This is a genomic window from Citromicrobium sp. JLT1363 (genome assembly GCF_000186705.1).
Lineage (GTDB): Bacteria > Pseudomonadota > Alphaproteobacteria > Sphingomonadales > Sphingomonadaceae > Alteriqipengyuania.
On sequence record NZ_AEUE01000003.1, the window covers coordinates 257,734 to 273,290 of the forward strand.

At 67.4% G+C, this 15,557-nt stretch carries 17 protein-coding genes; 5 read left to right on the plus strand and 12 right to left on the minus strand.

All coding sequences use genetic code 11. The features are described from left to right. Positions 1-116 precede the first annotated feature (116 nt). The 5 genes from ADAD_RS0105805 to ADAD_RS0105825 all read right to left on the minus strand — a co-directional run bounded on the left by ADAD_RS0105805 (position 117) and on the right by ADAD_RS0105825 (position 4,722). Positions 117-1,172: a sigma factor gene (locus ADAD_RS0105805; protein ID WP_010410944.1), complete on the minus strand. Its 1,056-nt coding sequence runs from the start codon at positions 1,170-1,172 to the stop codon at positions 117-119. A gap of 271 nt (positions 1,173-1,443) precedes the next feature. Then, a complete protein-coding gene (locus ADAD_RS0105810; RefSeq protein WP_010410946.1) occupies positions 1,444-2,523 on the minus strand; it encodes a hypothetical protein in 1,080 nt (359 codons plus the stop codon). A 6-nt stretch (positions 2,524-2,529) separates the two neighbouring features. Beyond that, a complete protein-coding gene (locus tag ADAD_RS0105815; protein WP_010410948.1) occupies positions 2,530-2,982 on the minus strand; it encodes a hypothetical protein in 453 nt (150 codons plus the stop codon). Next, positions 2,979-4,307 carry a flagellar protein export ATPase FliI gene (fliI, locus tag ADAD_RS0105820; protein WP_010410952.1) on the minus strand — a complete coding sequence of 443 codons (1,329 nt, stop codon included), beginning with the start codon at positions 4,305-4,307 and terminating at the stop codon, positions 2,979-2,981. Before fliI ends, ADAD_RS0105815 begins: the two co-directional genes overlap by 4 nt. A 10-nt stretch (positions 4,308-4,317) precedes the next feature. Further along, positions 4,318-4,722: a flagellar biosynthesis repressor FlbT gene (locus tag ADAD_RS0105825; RefSeq protein WP_010410955.1), complete on the minus strand. Its 405-nt coding sequence runs from the start codon at positions 4,720-4,722 to the stop codon at positions 4,318-4,320. 159 nt (positions 4,723-4,881) lie between these two features. Here ADAD_RS0105825 and ADAD_RS0105830 point away from each other — a divergent pair, with 159 nt between their 5' ends. Genes ADAD_RS0105830 through ADAD_RS0105840 form a run of 3 tightly spaced genes read left to right on the plus strand, consistent with a single transcriptional unit; the run spans position 4,882 to position 9,219 of the window. Next, complete coding sequence (locus tag ADAD_RS0105830) at positions 4,882-6,180, plus strand: flagellar hook protein FlgE (RefSeq protein ID WP_083825568.1); 1,299 nt, start codon at positions 4,882-4,884, stop codon at positions 6,178-6,180. 25 nt (positions 6,181-6,205) lie between these two features. Continuing rightward, a complete protein-coding gene (locus ADAD_RS0105835; protein ID WP_010410961.1) occupies positions 6,206-8,302 on the plus strand; it encodes a flagellar hook-associated protein FlgK in 2,097 nt (698 codons plus the stop codon). An 11-nt stretch (positions 8,303-8,313) separates the two neighbouring features. After that, a complete protein-coding gene (locus tag ADAD_RS0105840) occupies positions 8,314-9,219 on the plus strand; it encodes a flagellin (protein ID WP_029139942.1) in 906 nt (301 codons plus the stop codon). A 73-nt stretch (positions 9,220-9,292) separates the two neighbouring features. Here ADAD_RS0105840 and ADAD_RS0105845 read toward each other — a convergent pair whose 3' ends face one another. Further along, the gene (locus ADAD_RS0105845; protein WP_010410967.1) at positions 9,293-11,167 is read right to left on the minus strand and encodes a hypothetical protein; all 1,875 of its coding nucleotides are present in this window, start codon (positions 11,165-11,167) and stop codon (positions 9,293-9,295) included. Between the two features lie 7 nt (positions 11,168-11,174). Then, the gene (locus ADAD_RS0105850) at positions 11,175-11,405 is read right to left on the minus strand and encodes a hypothetical protein (protein WP_010410970.1); all 231 of its coding nucleotides are present in this window, start codon (positions 11,403-11,405) and stop codon (positions 11,175-11,177) included. A gap of 94 nt (positions 11,406-11,499) precedes the next feature. On the opposite strand from ADAD_RS0105850, the gene ADAD_RS0105855 reads away from it, so the two are divergent. Beyond that, complete coding sequence (locus ADAD_RS0105855) at positions 11,500-11,904, plus strand: hypothetical protein (protein ID WP_010410973.1); 405 nt, start codon at positions 11,500-11,502, stop codon at positions 11,902-11,904. A gap of 72 nt (positions 11,905-11,976) precedes the next feature. Here ADAD_RS0105855 and ADAD_RS17350 read toward each other — a convergent pair whose 3' ends face one another. From ADAD_RS17350 to ADAD_RS0105880, 5 genes are all read right to left on the minus strand, one after another. After that, the gene (locus ADAD_RS17350; RefSeq protein ID WP_010410974.1) at positions 11,977-12,174 is read right to left on the minus strand and encodes a magnesium transporter MgtE N-terminal domain-containing protein; all 198 of its coding nucleotides are present in this window, start codon (positions 12,172-12,174) and stop codon (positions 11,977-11,979) included. 204 nt (positions 12,175-12,378) lie between these two features. Continuing rightward, complete coding sequence (locus ADAD_RS16975) at positions 12,379-12,540, minus strand: hypothetical protein (RefSeq protein WP_010410977.1); 162 nt, start codon at positions 12,538-12,540, stop codon at positions 12,379-12,381. After that, positions 12,537-13,085 carry a DUF6468 domain-containing protein gene (locus ADAD_RS16320; RefSeq protein ID WP_010410981.1) on the minus strand — a complete coding sequence of 183 codons (549 nt, stop codon included), beginning with the start codon at positions 13,083-13,085 and terminating at the stop codon, positions 12,537-12,539. The genes ADAD_RS16975 and ADAD_RS16320 overlap by 4 nt, the downstream gene beginning before the upstream one ends. Then, positions 13,082-14,101, minus strand: a complete 1,020-nt coding sequence (gene fliM, locus ADAD_RS0105875; RefSeq protein ID WP_010410983.1) for a flagellar motor switch protein FliM — start codon at positions 14,099-14,101, stop codon at positions 13,082-13,084. Before fliM ends, ADAD_RS16320 begins: the two co-directional genes overlap by 4 nt. Then, positions 14,101-14,643 carry a flagellar basal body-associated FliL family protein gene (locus ADAD_RS0105880; RefSeq protein WP_010410985.1) on the minus strand — a complete coding sequence of 181 codons (543 nt, stop codon included), beginning with the start codon at positions 14,641-14,643 and terminating at the stop codon, positions 14,101-14,103. Before ADAD_RS0105880 ends, fliM begins: the two co-directional genes overlap by 1 nt. A gap of 134 nt (positions 14,644-14,777) precedes the next feature. On the opposite strand from ADAD_RS0105880, the gene ADAD_RS0105885 reads away from it, so the two are divergent. Continuing rightward, entirely contained in the window at positions 14,778-15,524 is a 747-nt protein-coding gene (locus ADAD_RS0105885) for a flagellar hook basal-body protein (protein ID WP_010410988.1), read from the plus strand. Positions 15,525-15,557 lie beyond the last annotated feature (33 nt).

Sequence of the window (15,557 nt, forward strand, 5' to 3'; positions counted from 1 at the left end):
CCTCGACATCCGAGGGTACCGGCGCGTGCATATTTCCGTTGCTCCAGTCCGTCGCAGGTACTGCGCCTCCGCAGTCCCTTGCCGCCGGTCGTCTCGAGACCGCGGGCATGGGCTGGTCAGAGTGATAGCCTTCCCGGCTGCTGCGGGATCAGGGCCGCCACCGGCACATCGAGTTCACGCGGGGCATCGGCCGGCCGCTCGGCGGGCTTCGAAACGGTGACCGCGCGGTTGTGCGGCTGGTGCATGGCAGGCATGATCCCGGCCTGGGCAGGGGCAGGCGTCGGCTTGTCTGCCGGCGCGCCAGCTCGCTCCAGCCCTGCCTGCTCGGCGAGCATGGCGAAGCGGGGGTCGGTCTGAACCAGACGCGCCAGTTGCTTGCTGGCACGGCGCACGATCTGACGGATGCGCTCGCGCGTCAGGCTGGTGTCCAGGCTCAGCGCCTCGCGGGTGTCGCCGGAGAACAGGCTGCGCTCGATAATGGCGCGATCGCGCTCCAGCCGCTCGTGCAGCGCTGCGAGTTCTTCCGGGTCCGGACCGGCAAGATGGGCGCGAAAGCTCACGGGCAGATCGGGGCGGGCTTCGCGCATGTCGCGTTTCGGACGGCGTGCCCGGGCGCGCTTGCGCAGCTGCTCGATACCCGCCTTGCGTTCCGCTTCGACATAGGCGTCGAGCAGCGCGGCGCAGGTCTCATGGGCCAGGTGGTCGGACGCGGCCCGTTCGGTGCGTTCCAGCGCTTCTTCATCCTCCACCAGCGCCTCGAGGCTGGTTTCTTCGCCATCGGGAGTGGTCGTCCCGGCGTGGATGGTGACGGTCACAGCCTCGACCTTGCGGGCCGACGGGCGCTGATCGGTCATCAGGCGGAAGCGCAGGCTCTGCAGCTCGCCACGGATCTGCCAGTTGAGGAACGTGGTGAACTTGGCCTTGGTCGGATCATAGGCCTCGATCGCGCGGTGAACCGCAATGGCACAAACCTGTTCGGCGTCCTCGTGAAAAGCGGAAAGGCCGTACTGGCGGATGAAGTGACGAATACGCGGCGCTGCGATCTTGAGGATCCGCGAAAAGGCGCGGTCGATATTGGCGCGCTGCCTGGCAGAACCGGGCGATCCATCTGAATTCTTGTTGGCAATAACTTCGGCGACAGCAACTTCTAGTGCTTCTGTGCTTTTGGACATTGGTACGCTCCCCTTGGCTTCAGTCTCTGACTGTGTTGAGCAAGGGATAGAGGGGCGCCTATAAATGCCTTCTTGCCGGTGGCTTCGGGTTTTCTCCTTTAAGAGATGCTACCAAGGCCCCCTTCCGTAATGTCCCGGAGCCCCGCCTAAGGGGTTTTCAGGAGGCCGCGATGGCGATGGATTTGTGCCCCGCGAAAACGCGCGATTCTGCCCGGATGCGTGGCTGCGGAGGGGGGGCGGCACCCGCGAGGCGGGGCCTGTCGGAACTGGTCTAGCTGGTGCTCGCCTGTTGCAGACCGGCAAAACGATCCGGCCTGATCTTGCGTGCGATGTAACCATTGAGCCAGTCGCGGTGCGCGACGGCGGCATCGCCCGTGCGGTTGATCTTTTCCAGGGCCTGTGCGGAACCCACCTGCGCCTTGAGAAGATGGGCCGCCCGGCTTTCGCTCAGGCCACCCTTGAGGTACCGGATTGCATCGCCCGGCCCAAGGTGGTGGCCGAGATAGGCCATGTTCGCCAGCACCTGCGGATCGTTCCCGGGCCTTATCCCTGCACGGCGGATGGTGGCGATGTTCGATCGGGCGTAGTCGGCGATGCTGTTGATAGAGGCCGTCGCATCGTACCGCAGCGCGAGCAGCGATCCGCGCGCGGCCGGGGCGACCCGACCGTTGGAATCGAGCCAACCCTTCTGCCGCGCCACATCGTTGAGCCAGTTGCCCGGCTGCTGGGCCATGCCGATCCACGTGCCCGAGAGGAACTGGCCCAGCCCCGCAGCGCTGGAGCGCGGATTGCGCGACATCAGGTTCCAGCTGCCGTCGGGACGCTTGGCGGCTTCCGCATCGACGATTGCCGCCAGGGTGGTGGCGGGCAGACCGCTGCGCTGGGCCGCATTTTGCAGCGTGGCGGCGAAGCGGGAATTGGCGCCCAGACCGCCAAGCGGCCCGCCTGCGGGACCACCCTTGGCGACAGGGCCGGTGGGGAAGGGCGCATCGAAGCCGAGCCCCGGCTTGGTTACCGGCGGGGTGACGGGATCGATGCGGCTCTCCGCCTCCACACCCGGGGTGCGAAGGCCATCGATGCCTTGCCCGCGTGCAGCGAAGCCGTTGGGGGCTGCGTCGAACGCCCGCGCCAGGGCCTCGGCGCCATGCCCCCCACCCAGCAGTGCCTCCATCCCCATCGGGAGCATCATCCCCGAATGGTGGCGGCACGGTGCCTGCGTGCCCGACCGGTCGTCCTGCGCACCGCCGATCGCCGCCTGCCACAGGCGGTCGGTCATGGCGGTACGGGCCTGGGTATAGATGACGCGCGCCCGTTCCTGGGGTGAGAGCGCTTCGAGACCTGCTGTCTGCATGGTGGATTACCGCGCCGGAAGCCGGGGAATGGCCGGGTCGGCCTTCACGGAGGGCAGGGCGGCGATGCGCGCGGCGCACAGATCGTCCGCATCGCGCTGCTCGGCCCGCGAAATGCAGCGCCTGCGATCGGTGCGAAAGGCCTCTGCGGCGCTCTCCAGCACGTGCTGGGAGCCATAGGCATCGACCGCCTCACGGCGCAGCCGGTCGATTTCGTCCGACACGGTCAGGCGCTGTTCGACCAGTTGTGCCTGCTGGGCCATTCTTCGCCGGATGAACGCCTCCGAAGAGATCGCCCAGCTCTGCGCGCAAGCCTGGTATTCCTCGGCCAGTTCGCGCTCCAGCGCTGCGTTCTGCCGGTCGATCTCGTGCAGGCGCGTCGCCTCGGCGTGAATCGCGATGCGCAGATGGTCGATGGCCCGGCGACGCGTGCGCAGAGCGGTGTCGAAAGGGGTTCTCACTGCGGATTCTCCGTCATCAGTTCGGCCAGCCGTGCAAAGGTCTGCGCCGCCGATCCGCGATCGCCCTTGGTCTGCTTCAGCAGGTCCTCGATCATCGGGGCGAGGCGGATCGCCTCGTCCACGCGCGGGTCGGCGCCGGCTTCGTACGCGCCCAGCCGCACCAGCTCTTCCATGTCCCCGAAGGTGGCGAGCTGGCCGAGCGCGGCGAGGCGCAGGCGGTTCTCTTCTTCCGCATGGCATTCGGGCAGCATGCGGGAGACCGATTTGAGGATGTCGATCGCGGGAAAACGCCCGCGTTCGGCGATCTTGCGCGACATGACGATATGCCCGTCAAGGATGCCGCGCACCGCGTCGGCAATGGGCTCGTCATGGTCGTCGCCATCGACCAGCACGCTGAACAGACCGGTGATCGATCCCTGTCCCGGCCCGCCGGGGCCAGCACGTTCCAGCAAACGCGGCAGCTCGGCGAAGACGGTGGGCGTATAGCCCTTGGTCGCCGGGGGCTCGCCATTTGCGAGCCCGATCTCGCGCTGCGCCATGGCAAACCGGGTGACCGAATCCATCAGGCACATGACGTCACGCCCGGCGTCCCGGAAATGCTCGGCAATGGCGAGCGTGGTCCAGGCGGCCTGGCGCCGCATCAAGGCGGGCGAATCCGACGTTGCGACGACCACCACGCTGCGCGCGAGGCCATCGGGGCCCAGATCGTCCTCGATGAATTCCTGCACTTCGCGGCCGCGCTCACCGATCAGGCCGATCACGGCCACGTCGGTTTCGACCCACCGCGCCAGCATCGAGAGCATGGTCGATTTGCCCACGCCAGAGCCTGCGAACAGGCCGAGCCGCTGGCCCCGGCACAGCGGTGCGAAGATGTCGAGCGCGCGAACGCCGGTTTCAAGCCGGCGGCCCACGCGGGCACGGTGGGCAGCGGCCGGAGGATCGGCCTTGAAGGCGCGGGGCACGGGGCCGGGGGCAAGCGGCCCCTTGCCGTCGATGGGACGGCCCAGACCGTCCACGACCCTGCCCAGCCAATCGGCGGTCGGGCGCAGCTGCGAGCGGCCATGGAGCAGGTCGGCGCGCGAGCCCGTGGCGATACCCTGCGGCTCGTTGTAGCAAAGGCAATGCGCGGTCTCCCGGTCGAGCCCGGTGACCTCCGCATCGATGGTGCCCCCATCGCATTCGATCGTGAGCCGCGAGCCGATCCGGGCTGCGCCCAGCAGGCCTTCCACTTCGATCAGTGCGCCGCGAACCGCTGCGACCGAACCGAAAGGCCGATCGTGCGGGAGCGCGCGGATCGCGCGCGCGGCGGAGGCCAGCGTCTGCATTGGAGGCGGGTCAGGCCGCGTCCGCCGGGACGAGGCGGGCCAGCGCCTCGCTCTCGTAGGCGATCAGGGCGCGGCAATCGCTCAGCGCCCGGTAGAAATCGCAGTACGCGACATTGCGGGCGAAGGAGAGGCAATGGCTCTTCGCTTCGGGCGATTCCAGCGCTTCCACGAAATCCTCGAACAGCGAGAGGATGCGGCTCTGGTACTGGGTGAGGTTGGCGGGGTCGAGATACGCGAGCATGCACGCGAAATAGAGCCGCTTGGCCGGAGTATCCGCATCCTCGGGCGACATGACGTCGCGCCCGCGCAGGATCGCGGCCGCATTCTCGACCACGATCTCCGCGCGCCCGGTGGAGCGCAGCACGGCGCCGTTGATGACGACCTTTTCGCCGTCGCGTAAAGTGATGCGAAGCATCGCATTTCCCCTTCGAATGATGGGGTCATTATAGAGGGGTGCGACCGGGCGCGGCGGGTGCGCGGAAAAAACTGCCGCCTTTTGGGTTCGGGCCGGTCGCCCTTCTACAATGCACTTGTGATCGGGCGCACGTGCCCGCCATCCAGGAGGTGCATTCAAGTGAGCCTATATTCCGCCCTGTATGCCGGCGTGTCCGGCCTTGGCGCGCAATCGAGCGCAATGGCAACGGTTGCCGACAACATCACCAATATCAATACCGTGGGCTACAAGGGGGTCGAAGCCGACTTCCGTTCGCTGGTCACGGACGGCAGCGTGAGGAGCAATTATTCGGCCGGGGGCGTCGCGGCTGCACCGCGCGCGATGATCTCCAAACAGGGCCTGCTGCAGGCGTCCGGCAGCCAGACCGATCTCGGGATCGATGGGGGCGGCTTCTTCGTCACGCGGCAGGGCGCCGATGCCGACAACGGCGTCGCCTTTACCCGCGCGGGGGCCTTCCGTCCGGACGAACAGGGCTATCTGCGCAACACCAGCGGCTATTACCTGCAGGGCTGGCGGCTGGATTCCGCGGGCGGCTACACCAGCACCGGCGGACTGAACGAACTGGAACCGGTGCGCCTGAGCGGGCTGACCGGCACGGCTGCGGCCACCACCCGCCTGCAGGTGCGCGCGAACCTGCAATCGACGCAGGAGCCGTTCACGGCCGCCTATGCCGCCGGCGACATGGCGACAGGCGCGCTGGAGCCGCATTTCTCGCGTACTTTCGAGATTTACGACGCCCAGGGCGGCGGCCATCAGATTACGATGGGCTTCGTCAAGACCGGCCCCAACCAGTGGGTGGCGGAGATTTACGGCGATCCCGCAGAAGTGACCGCCGCCAATGGCCTGCTGGCCAGCGGCAACGTGGCCTTCAACCCGGACGGCAGCCTCGATCTCGCCAATTCGACGCCGGGCCTGTTCGATACGCTCAACGTATCATGGACCAACCAGGCCGGTTCCCTGCCGATCAACCTGAACCTCGGCAGCCAGGACGGGCTTGACGGGCTGACGCAGTTCGGCAGCCAGTCGGCGCTGATCGCGTCGAGTTCGGACGGCGGAATGCTGAACAACCTGGTCTCGGTCGATGTCAGCAAGGATGGCGTGGTCAGCGCGATCTTCGATGATGGCACGGCGCGCGCGGTGTTCCAGCTGCCGGTGGCGACCTTCGCCAATCCGGACGGCCTCGCCCGCATGCCGGGCAATGCCTACGGCGTCTCCCAGCAGTCGGGCAATGTCGCCCTCGGTCGCCCCGGCGAACTGGGAAGCGGTACGATCGCGGCGGGCACGCTGGAATCCTCCAACGTCGATCTGGCGCAGGAATTCACCAACATGATCCGCTTCCAGCGTGCCTACAGCGCATCGTCCAAGATCATCACCACGGTCGACGACATGCTGCAGGAAGTCAGCGGTCTGAAGCGCTAGCACTCGTTCCGACGGAGCTAATTGAATGTCGTTGAGCGAGATCCTCGGGTCTGCGGTATCCGGGCTGTCGGCTTCGCAGGCCGGCATGCGGTCGGTATCCAACAATATCGCCAATGTCGGCACGCCGGGATACGCGCGCGAGCGCGTATCGCTGGCGACCGGCGTGACCCAGGGACGCATCAACGGCGTCGTGATCGGGGAACCGAACCGGATTGCGGACCGGTTCCTCGAAAATACGGTCTATCTGCGTTCCGGCGACATGGGCCGGGCAGAGGTCACCGCGAATTACCTGGAGCGGCTGCAGGCCTTCCTGGGCGCGCCGGGTGCCGAAAGCGGCGTGCCAGCGCGGATCGATGCGATCAGCGCGTCGGCCATTGCGATGACGAGCGCGCAAAGTTCGCCCCAGAACGCGGCTGCCTTCGTGGGCGATGTGGAGGATGCGATCGGTTCGCTCCGCCAGCTCGACGACGATGTGCGGATATTGCGGGGCGATGTGGAGTCGGAAGTAGGCTACACGGTGGAGGCGGTCAACGTCCTGCTCGAACGGATCCACGGGCTCAATGCCACGGTGGCACAGCTCGGCGGGCTGGGCCGCAGCACGGGCGGGGCCGAGGACCGGCGCATGTCGGCGATCGAGGAACTGAGCGGGATGATCAACGTCGCGGTGCGCACGCAGCCCGACGGCCGGATCAATATCGAAACCGCCACCGGCGCGGTCCTGCTCGACGGGCGGCTGCGCCAGCTCTCCTACCCGAGCCCGGCCGACGGGGTGGCACAGCCGAGCTATCCCCCCATTGCCATCCGCTTCGCCAACGAAGCGGGGGAGCCGACCACGGCGACCGGCGAAAAGCTCGATTCTTCGGCCGTGGGCGGCAAGCTGGGCGGTCTGCTCGATTTGCGCGATCGCGCGCTTCCGCAATTTTCCGACCAGCTCGGATTGCTGTTCGGCGGGCTTGCCGAAACCCTGAATGGCGTGGCCAATGCGGGCACCGCCTTCCCGCCACCCAGCCGCCTCGACGGGCGGCCCACGGGGCTGATCGGCGGCGACCGGCTGGGCTTTACCGGGCAGAGCACCTTCGCGGTGACCGACCAGCGCGGAGTCCTGGTCGCGCGGACCACGGTGGATTTCGATGCGCTGGGCCCGCTGGCGACGCTCGACGATGCTGTCGCCGCGATCAATGCGGGGCTGGGCGGGTCGGCAAGCGCGAGCCTGCAGGACGGTCGCCTGTCGATCGTGGCAGCCAATTCCGCCGATGGGGTGGTCGTGGCGCAGGGCGAACCGCCCAGCGCGCGCGCTGGCAGTGGCTTCGCGCATTTCTTCGGGCTCAACGATATCGTGCGCAGCGAGGGTGCGCCGCTGGTGCCGCCGGGGTTTCTGGCAAGCGACCCGCACGGCTTCGGCGCGGGGGAATCCGCCCAGCTGGTGCTGCGCGATGCGAGCGGGCGCACCCTCGGCCAGACCACCCTGACCGGCGGGCTGGGCCCCAGCTTCGGCGACCTGGTGGGCGAACTCAACCAGAGCCCGCTGGCAGCCTTCGGCAGCTTTGCGATGGACGATCGCGGGCGGGTGCGGTTCGAACCCACGCCAGGCAATAGCGGCGCGCTGCTTTCGATCCCGAGCGATTCGACCAGCCGGTTCGGTACCGGCGTGTCCTTTGCTGCGCTTTCCGGGCTGACCGGCGGCGCGACCGGGCTGGGCGAGGCGGGCGTGCGGCCCGACATGCTGGCGGATTCGGGCCGGCTCCCGCTTGGCCGTTTGCGGGCCGACGCGGCCATCGGCGAACCTGCGCTGGGCAGCGGCGACACACGCGGCGCGGGCGCCTTCGTGGAGGCGCTGGGCGAGTCGGTCGACTTCGGCAAGGCGGGGTCCGCTGCGCTCGAGCGCTTTTCCAGCCTGCTGATGGGGCGCACCGGCACGCAGGCGGCGCAGGCCCGCGACCTGCTGGTGGACGCCAGCGCGCGGCGCGACGATGCGGTGAACCGGCGCGACAGCTTCTCGGGCGTCAATCTGGACGAGGAACTCTCCCAGATGGTCGTGCTTCAGAACAGCTATTCCGCCGCGGCGCGCGTGATGACCACCGCCACAAAGATGTACGACACTCTCCTCGAAATGGTCCGCTGAAAGGGCGCATGATGAACCGGGTTGCCACCATTCCGCTGCAAAGAACCATGGCCGACGCCATTCAGCGCGCGCAGCAAAATCTCGCCAAGACGCAAACGGCGCTGTCGACCGGCAAGAAGGCGCAGGATTATGCAAGCCTTGGAACCGAGGCGGTGCGGACCATGTCGGCGCACTCCATGCTCGCCAAGCAGGATGCGCAGGCGGTGGTGTCCAAGCATGTGACCACCACGCTTGCGATCTACGATGCGCATGTGACCGGGATCGACAATGCCATGATCGACCTGCGCACCCAGCTGGCGACCGCGATCGGTACGGAGGACGCGGCCGGCCTGCAGCACACCATCGAAGGCGCGTTCGAGCATTTCCGAAACAGTCTCAACGCGAGGGAGGGCGGTGTGTCGCTGTTCGCCGGATCGCGCAGCGACGTGACGCCTTTCGTGCCGCAGACACTGGCGGACGCCGCAGCCACGCCTGCGACCGATGCGTTTCGCAACGACGATGTGCAGGCCGTCGCCTACCTCGCCGAGGGAACCAAGGTAACCTACGGCCTGACCGCGAGCGACGTAGGCGCGGAAATCTACGAGGCGTTCCGCACGCTGGCGGCCGCTGGCCCGATCGGGGAGCGGCTGACCGATGCACAGAAGACAGCCCTGCAGGATGCGGTTGCCCAGATCGATACCGGTTCGGTTGGTCTGCGCTCCGTCAATGCCGAGAACGGCCGGCGCCAGGCGCGCATGGAGGTCCTGGGCGAGCGCGCCGAACAGCGCGCGCTGCTGCTGAAGGACATCATCTCCGCGAACGAGGACGCCGATCTGGGGCAGGTGGCGGTGGATCTCGCGCAGCAGAAGGCGACGCTGGAGGCGAGCTATTCCGTCTTCGCGCAGCTCACCCAGCTCAATCTCACCAGATATCTCTAGGCCCGTCGCCGCGCGCACCGGGTAGCGGGGGCGTCATGCGCGCCGTCGCCGCCCCCGGGGCAGCGCACTGGGACTAGGACTGGGTCTTTGCGGTTTCGGGCCGTTCGCGCGCCAGCAGGTCGGCGATCTCGCCCGCAGGGCTGGCGGCAGGCATCGCGGCCATGGCGCGCGCGACCATGGCGGGCTCCAGCTGCTCGACCGGGCCTGTCAGCATGTCGAAAGCCGCTGCGGTCGGCTGCGCTGCGAAGGCCGGGGCGTAGCGCGAACGCAGCCCTGCAAGCGACTGTTCGCGGCCCAGCATGGCAAGCGCGATGGCGCGGCGCAGGACGATGGTCTGTTCCACCTCGCTCAGCCTGCCGCCCGTGGCCTTGGGCAGGGTCCCCGATCCCGAGATCGCCTTCCAGTTGTGCCGTTCCCACTCGATCTCGTCGCGGATGGCGCCACCTTGCGGCACGCCGTCGAGAACGGCCAGCGCCTCGTCGGTCCGCCCGAGCTGGTGGAGCGCGACAGCCTCCATGCGCAACCGGGCCCACAGCATCGGGTCGGGATAGATATTGCCGTCCGTCGCATCCAGCGCGCGCAAGGCCTCATCGGGCGTTCCGGCCATGATATAGAGCTTCGCCACCCGAACCGAGAGCGGCCCCTGGGCAATGTCCTTGGCGCGCGCCATCAACTGGTAATCCAGCAGTTCTGCCGCCCGTTCGTAAAGACCGGCGGCCTGCAACCTGTCGGCGAGGCGGCTGACCAGCAGATCGCCGCCGGCCCCCGCCGGGCCGAGATCGCGGTATTCCCAGAAGAGCCCGGCTGCCTCGGGCAGGGGGACCTTGCTGTCGGGCGAGAGGATCGCCTCCAGCCGTTCGCGCAGCGCGTCCAGAAGCGCTGCGCTGTCGGCGCCCACCCGATGATAACGCAGCAAAGCGGCCCCTGCAGCCAGCGTCGCGCGATCGTCACGCAATGTCTCGGCGAGCTTGAAGCGCAGTTTCAGTGCGCGCCGCTCGACCGGTCCGCCACGCCAGGAATAGCCGATCCGTTCCAGTTCGGCCGCGACCTTGCGCGGCTTCGCACGATTATGCGCCACCAGCCCTTCGAGCAGCGAAACGCGGGCATCGACGCGCTGTTCGGGCGTACCGTTGTCGGCGGCCCTGTTCAGCCGCAGCCGGGCCTGCTGTTCCTTGCCGAGCTGGAAGAACGCACGACCGCGCAGCAGATTGGCTGCGGCATCGCTATCGGAAACCGCGCCGAGCAACGCGATGGTCTTGTCGGCCTTACCGGCGTCGAGCGCGGCCTGGGCCGCGGCGAGAAGGAAAGGTGCCCGCTCCGCCCCTTCGCGCGAGACGATGGTGGCGCGCGCGCAGCTCCATTCCTTCAAGGCCTCGGTGTTCATGTCCAGTGCGGCCCAGGCACGCATGCGCCAGGCGCATGCCTCTGTGTTCGCGGCGAGCCGATCGGCGGACAGCGCATCGAGCGCGTCGGCATGCCGACCCAGCCCGACCAGCGCCACGCCGAGCGCCAGCTTGTGGGCCGCGACCAGATTCAGATCGGGATCGTCCTGCGCCATCGCCATGAGTACGCCATAGGCCTCCGCCGAGCGCCCCTTGCCGATAAGGCTGCGTGCGTAGGCCCACCGTGCCGCCTGGCGCGTGGCGGGGGTGCTGCTCGCAATCGCCCGCCATGCATCGCGGTCGGCCACGACCTGCCAGCCCGCGCTGCTCTGGATCGGTGTTTCGTTGGCCAGCGCGGCGGCGAAACCGGGGAGGGCGGCGGCGGGTGCCGGTTCGTCCGCGGTCTCGGCGGTGTCTGCCTGCGGGGAGGCGCCCGTGTCCGGGCGGGATTCGGCTTCGGGTTTGGGCTGGGGTGGGCTTTCGTGGCCGTGCGGACCCGCTTCGGCATTGGCCGGGGCGGCCAGAACCAGACTGAGCGAGGCGGCCAGAGACAGTGTTGCGCGCATGCCGCCTTCAGCTCGCCAGGTGGGGCCATGCGGCCAGGCCCGCGCCGCCGATCGCGCAACCCGCAAGGAACAGGATCGCGGGAAGCACCGGCGCACGGCGCGCGGGCTGCTCGCCGGGCTGTGCCGGATCGTTCGCCCCTTCGAGAGCAGGTGCGAGCGCATCCGCATTCTGGGGCGCGCCCGCCGGCCTGCCACTGCTGACAAGCTTGATGCGTGACGGTTTTTGATCGTAACTCATGGGCGCTCCCTCCGGGATATCCTCTATTATAGAATAGGGACCGGTTTGCCGGTCGACTTGCGAACCCCTTTTTCAACCGGACTGGCGGCACATCATGAAGAACAAGACCATCCTGCTGGGCGGCGCGTTGCTCGCCTCCATCCCCATGAGCGGGGCGACGGGAGCGGGCGGCGGCGGCGGATCGGGCGATGGAAATCTCGTCCCGATGGAGACCATCGCGGTGCCGATCGTCGACGGCGCGAAGCTGCAGGGGACGTTGCACTTCCGGCTCGTCCTCGAGGCGAGCGACGGTGACGCCGCCATCAGAGTGGCCCGCGACATGCCGGGCCTGCGTGCAGAAGCGCTTGCCGCAGGGGCGGAATTCTCGCGGCTGCGCGTGTCGCCCTTCCTGGCCGTCGATGCGCGGCGGCTTTCGGCCGAGATGACCGACGCCCTGCACGCGCGCGAGCCGGGCATCTCGCGGGTGCTGCTGGTCGAAGTGGCGGCCCGGCCCAACTGACGAACACGATCGACCGGCTCGACCGTCGGCGGTCGGGCCTGCCGCGACCCGCCGGCGAGCCGGTTTTGAGGCTCAGCCGGACGGATCGGCCTTGGGGCGCCTGCGGGGGATCGGCTTGCCGGCCAGAGCCATGCTCAGCCGCGCAGCGCCCTGCGGGGTCATTGCCGCGAGAATCTGTGCGGTCGATCGCTCTCGCATCTTGCGCGCCACCGCGATCTGCACATCGATGTCCAGTTGCTCGAAGACGGGCGCAGCCTGCTTGGGCTTCATGGACTGGTAGATGCGCGCCAGCTGATCGAGCGTTTCCGCCTCCTCGGCCTCTTTCTCGGCCTTGCTGTCGACCGGAGCCTGCCCGTCCTGTTTCGGCTGGGCCTGCTGGGTCTGCAGGTTGTTCTTGAGCCGCTTTTCGGATGCCTTCAGCGCCTGCTCGCGCAGTTCCAGCTGACGTTCCCGATCGCGCGCGGTCTTCTTCGTCTAGCTCATTTCCGACTGGATCGCGGAGCCCAGTCTGGTGGGCGCGGCCTTGGTCTGGGCCTTGTCTTCACCGGGACCGGACGCATTGACGCTGTGGGCAAAGGTCGACAGCGCAGCGGCTCCGGCCATCAGCATCAGCAGGGATGGGCGTTTGAGGGTCATGCCAGTTCCTTCGCTGTCGTCTTGCGGCTGGCCGCCTTGCGCGGCTTGCGGGCGGGGGCCTTTGCAGACGCGAGTTTATCGGTCTTATCGGTCTTATCGGCTTGAGGCTCGGGGCTGGCCGACGGCCGGGCAGGCTGGGCCTTCGCCGTCCTTGCCGGGGTGGTGCGCCGCGCCGGGCGCGCCGGTTTGGATGGCTTTGCCGGTTCGGCAACGGGCGCCGCACTGCTGTGCGATCCGGTCGAAGCAGCCTCCATCAGCCGCTCCGCCATGGCGTTGGCGATGCCGACCATGATGTTGAGCTCCTCGCGCACTTCGCGCGCTTCGCCAAGCGTCCGCGCATTGGCGGTCCCTTCGATCGAGAGCGTCTGCTTCAGGTCCGCCAGCACGCTTCGCGCGCTCGCGGTGGCAGTGTCGAGCGCGGCGACCGTGTGGTCGAGGCGGCCCTCGCGGACCTGCTTGAGGCTGCGCATCATCCGCATGCTCTGGACCAGCACGGCCAGGCAGAAGAGGATCGTGATGATATTGGTGAGGACGGTGAAGCTCATCGTGGCAGGCCTTCTGCATTGGTGGAAACGATGCCGATGGCAACGTGATTGCGCTGGCGTCCGATCTGTGCCCGGGCGAGGGGCACGCCCCCGCAGGTGACTTCGAACGGATCGTCCGGGGTGATGTCGAACGGGATCGTCTGGCCGACTTTCAGTGATTTGACGTCGGCAAGCCGCATTTCGCGTTCGCCCAGAACCGTGCAGATCTCGACCTCGGTCTTCAGTATCTCGGATCGCATGTGATCGCGCCAGGTCGTGTCGCCGCCCAGCTTTTCGCCCATGAAACGCTGGGTCAGCTTGCCCCGCACCGGCTCGAGCGTGGCGAAGGGCAGCAGGATGGTGAACTTGCCGCCCCGGCCATCCATGTCGACCGCGAAGGTAGCGGCGGCGGCGACATTGGTGGGGCCTGCAATCGTGGCGAAGCGCGGGCTCGTCTCGATCCGCTCAAGCTCCATCGAAATGGGCGCGATCGGTTCGAAAGCGGTGCTGAATTCGCGCAGCACCAGTTCGATCATCTTGGAGACGAGCGTGGTTTCGATGGTGGTGAAGGCGCGCCCTTCGATCTTGCGGGGGGCGCCGCCCTTGCGGCCACCCAGAAGCGCGTCCACCACTGCGTAGATCAGGTTGGCCTCCACCGCGACGAGGCCGTAATCCTGCCAGGCAGGAACCTTGAACACGGCCAGCATCGAAGGCAGCGGCACGCGGTTCATGAAGTCGCCGAACCGCACCGAGGCGATCTCGTCCAGCGAGACCTCGATCGCGTCCGAGGTGAGGTTGCGCATGCTGGTGGCGAAAGAGCGCACCATGCGCTCGCACACCACTTCGAGCATCGGCAGCCGGGCATGGCTGACCAGATTCGATTCGACCACCGCGCGCAGGCCGCTCTTCTGCGGAATATCCGCATTGGAATCGCCGAACAGGGCATCGATGCTCGCCTGGTCGAACGTTCCGTCCACCGGCATGTCCATCGCCGGGGGATCGGGCAGTTCGAGCTCTTCGAAATCGTCGTTGATCATCACTGCTGAACCATGTCCTGGATGAGAACGTCGGCGACCACGCCTTCGCCCACCGTATCCGCTGCCCGCAGGATAAGCTCTTCCTTGAGCCGGTAGACCGCGGCCGATCCGGCGAGGTCCTCCGGGCGCAGTTCGCGCAGGAAGGGCTGATAGCGGTCTATGATGAGCGGCAGGTTGGACTCGATCGTGGAGACATCGTCGGGCGATCCTGCGGCCAGCAGGATGCGCAGTTTCAGAAAACGCGCCTGGCCATCATTGGTGCGCAGGTTCACCATCAGCGGCGCCACCTCCACCAGATCGCCCTTGCCTTCGTCGCCGTGGCCCTTGCTCTCTTTACCGTGGCCCTTTTCTTCCGACTTGCCGTGGCCTTCTTCCTTGCCGTCCTCGCCGCCGCCACCGCCGGCCATCAGGGCGGTCGCGGTTCCGCCGCCCAGCAGCAGCACGGCGCCCGCCGCCGCGATAAGCTTCTTCTTCTTGGAGAAACGCGGGGCTTTGGCGGCCTCGCCGGGCGCAGTCCCGTCTTCGGTGCTCTCGGTGGTCACGTTCTGCCGCCTTCCTTTTAGCAAAAGCCGGAGGTCGCGCCGCCGACTGTGATTTTCTCCTATTATAGGATCGTGACCCGGCAAGATTTGCCGAGTGCGCTTTTTCGAAGCAGTTTTTTCAGGACTGACAGTCGATGGATATTTCCTCTTACGTACTGCTAAGCCAGGAACAGGCGCTGAGGCGGCGGCTGGACATTGTCGCCAACAATCTTGCGAACACCTCGACCGTCGGTTTCCGGCGCGAGCAGCCGCAATTCCGCGAATTCGTGGAGCGCGCCGACGAGGCGCTCCACGACGATGCGAAGCCGACTTCTTTCGTGCTCGATTTTCGTGCCATTCACGACATGGCGCCGGGCGCCTTCCAGCCGACCGGCAATCCGCTGGACGTGATGATCGAGGGGCCGGGCTATCTGACGGTTCAGCTGCCCGATGGGGCGGGCACCGCCTATACCCGCGCGGGCTTCGTCAACGTGCTCGACACGGGCGAGCTTGCGACCGCCGGGGGGCAGCGCCTGCTCGACGAGGGCGGACAGCCGATCGCAGTTCCTCCCGAACAGGCCGGTCGCATCTCGATCGCGGGCGATGGCAGCGTGATGGGGCCTGATGGCCCGCTAGGCCGTCTGGCAGTGACCGTCTTCGACGACGAGACCGGCCTCGCGCCCAGGGGCGACGGGCTTTATTCGGGGGCCGAGGGCCGCGTGCTCGCCGCCGAGGAAACGAAGCTGCGCAGCGGCGGGGTCGAAGGCTCGAACGTCCAGCCAATCGTGGAAACCACCGCGATGATCGACATCCTGCGCTCCTACCAGAACAGCGTGCGCATGTCCGAAAGCCTCAACGACATGCGCAAACGCGCGCTCGACCGGCTGGGCCGCGTCGGCTGATCCGCTTCAAACAGACCTCCAACCAAGGAATAA